2 protein-coding genes are annotated in these 2,918 nt (G+C 69.8%); both read left to right on the top strand.

The window, feature by feature from the left end; all coding sequences use genetic code 11:
* Positions 1-1,374: response regulator (locus tag JWQ05_RS19085; protein ID WP_299661953.1), on the top strand; the 1,374-nt coding region annotated here is incomplete at its 5' end.
* 113 nt (positions 1,375-1,487) lie between these two features.
* Entirely contained in the window at positions 1,488-2,600 is a 1,113-nt protein-coding gene (locus JWQ05_RS19080; protein WP_299661956.1) for an FAD-binding domain-containing protein, read from the top strand.
* Positions 2,601-2,918: the final 318 nt, after the last annotated feature.

Below are 2,918 nucleotides of genomic sequence, written 5' to 3'. Positions count from 1 at the left end.
ATGCTGCTGTCGTCCGAAGACGACCCCGAAGTCAAGGCCAAAGCCTTTGCCGCCGGCGCCAACGACTACATGGTCAAGTGGCCCGACCCGCGCGAGCTGCTGGCGCGCGTGCGCTACCACAGCGCCGCCTGCCAGGCGCGGCGCCAGCGCGATGCCGCCTTTGTGTCGCTGCGCCGCAGCCAGGAACAGCTGGCAGCGAGCCAGTCGGCCCTGCACCAGGCGCAAAAAATGGAGGCCATCGGCCAGCTCACCGGCGGCGTCGCCCACGACTTCAACAACCTGCTGACGGTGATCGTCGGCGGGCTCGACATGATGATCCGCAAGCCGGAGAACACGGAGCGGGTTGTCCGCCTGGCTGAGGCGGCGATGACGGCCGCCCGGCGCGGCGAGCAGCTCACCCAGCAATTGCTTGCGTTCTCCCGCCGCCAGATGCTGCGGCCGCAGACCCTCAACCCGAACCGCCTCCTCATCGATTTCCGGCCCCTCGCCGAGCGGGCCGCCGGCGGCGCCATCGAGCTCACATTCGATCTCGACCCGGCGCTGGACCCGATCCGCATCGATCCGGCGCAGTTCGAGGCGGCCGTGCTCAACCTCGTCGTCAATGCACGCGACGCGATGGACGGCGACGACCGCGGCTCGCGGATCGCCGTGCGCAGCCGTAACGTACACCTCGACACGGCAGCCGTGGCGGACCGGGGCGTCCCCCCGGGTGCCTACGTGGAAGTCTCGGTGAGGGATCTCGGCAGCGGTATCCCACCCGAGACGATGGCACGGGTCTTCGAACCGTTCTTCACGACGAAGGAAGTCGGCAAGGGCACCGGGCTCGGCCTGTCCCAGGTCTACGGCTTCACCCGCAGCGCTGGTGGGTTCGTCGGCATCGAGACCGAACTCGGCGTCGGCACCACATTCCGCCTCCTGTTCCCGCGCTCGGCCGATCCGGCCGGGGAGGAGATTGGCGTCGCGGGAAGCAGCGCGCTGCCCCTGCGACGGGCGGCGGAGGGCGACACCGTGCTCCTCGTCGAGGACGACGAGCAGGTCTTGACCATGGCGGTCGAGAGCCTGGAGGAACTTCAGTACAAGGTCATCGTGGCCCGCAACGCCGCCGAGGCGCTGGTGCAGCTTCAGGGCGTTGCGCGCATCGACATCCTGTTCTCCGACGTGGTGATGCCGGGGGGCATGAACGGATCGCAGCTCGCGGTGGCGGCCCAGCGGCTTCGGCCCGGACTGAAGGTGCTGCTCACCTCCGGCTACGTCGCCAACCTCGACGAGGGCCAGATCATCGGGCGCGGGGACCTGCCCGTCCTCAACAAGCCCTATCGCCGCGACGAACTCGCCCGCTCGTTGCGCCTCGTCCTCGGCGGCAAGGCACCCTGACGCCTGGGCCGGGCGCACTCACGCTCCGGTGGATGGGTCGCACCTGTCGTGGTGCGTTCGCGCCTTAGATCTGCGCCATGACCAGCCATCCTCTCGTGCCCCGCAGCTTCCCCATGACCCGCAGCGCGGGGCTCGAGCGCCTGTCCGAATTCCTCGCCTCGGCGGGCGGGGCCTATGCGGAGGCGCGCAACACCGACCGTGGCCCCGACCGGCCGCCGACGAGTTCGGCCCTCTCGCCCTATCTGCGCCGCCGGCTCGTGACCGAGGCGGAGGTCGTGGAGGCGGCCCGCACCGCTTACGGCGACGAGGGCTCGGACAAGTTCGTGAGCGAGGTCTTCTGGCGGACCTACTTCAAGGGCCATCTCGAGACCCATCCCGAAGCCTGGACCGCCTACCTCGCCGGGGCGGAGGCGGCGCGCGAACGCCTTGAGGCGGAGCCCGGCCTGCGTCGCACCTACGAGGCGGCCATCGAGGGCCGCACCGGGATCGACGGCTTCGACGACTGGGTCCGGGAACTCGTCGAGACGGGCTGGCTCCACAACCACGCCCGGATGTGGTTCGCCTCGATCTGGATCTTCACCCTGCGCCTGCCCTGGGAACTCGGCGCGGCATTCTTCCTGCGCCACCTCGTCGACGGCGACCCGGCGAGCAACACCCTGTCCTGGCGCTGGGTCGCCGGCCTGCACACGCGGGGCAAGCACTACGTCGCCCGCGCCCAGAACATCGCCCGCTACACCGAGGGGCGCTTCCTGCCCGAGGGATTGGACGAGTATCCTGACTCCCTCGACGAAAGCATGCCTCCGCGCGAGACGGCACTGGCGCCTGCCGATGCCGCCCCGGCCGGCGACCATGCCTTGCTGCTGCACCTCGACGACCTTCATCCGGAGAGCCTGCCCCTGTCGGGCTCGCGGGTGGTGCGGATCGCGGGCCTGCTCGCCCACGCGCCGGACGCGTCGGATCGTGTCCGCGCGGCCGACCGTGACGCGATGGAGGATGCCCTGGCACGGGCGGGCGCGCATTTCGGTTGCGACGCGAGCCCGGTCGGCTCCGGCTGGTCCGGAGAACTCCCGGTTGTCACCGCCTGGGCCCCGGTGGGCCCGTCCGCCGCCGCCCTGCCGGACGGGTGCCTGTGGGTTCGGCGCGCTTGGGACGAGGCGGCCTGGCCCCTGTCCACACGCGGTTTCACGAAGGTGAGGAAAGCGATTCCGCAGCTTCTGAGGTCCTGATCCGCATTGTCGCCATGGCCGCTGCCGTGAGAACGGTGGTCACGGCGGCAGAGCGGGTGCCGGCCAAACCGATGGAAAATCCGGGAAGCGGCGAACGCAGTGCAGCCCTGCATTTTGTATTGCAGTGCAACATGAGGCGCGTTCGGCCGTTGACTGGCCGCTACCCTCGCATCGCCGCGTGAGGGACGGCATCTGGCGATTTCGTGCGACGCGCGAAGGCTACGATGCTGCCACCTCGCTGAAAGTCGACCCGATGCGCCTCGTTCCCATTCTCGCGACCCTCGTTCTCGCAACGCTGCCGTTGCCGGCCCTGGCGTC

It is taken from the genome of Methylobacterium sp. (assembly GCF_028290105.1).
Taxonomy (GTDB): domain Bacteria; phylum Pseudomonadota; class Alphaproteobacteria; order Rhizobiales; family Beijerinckiaceae; genus Methylobacterium.
Note: the sequence above shows the minus strand (reverse complement) of the source record. Positions and strands in the feature narration are given on the sequence as shown.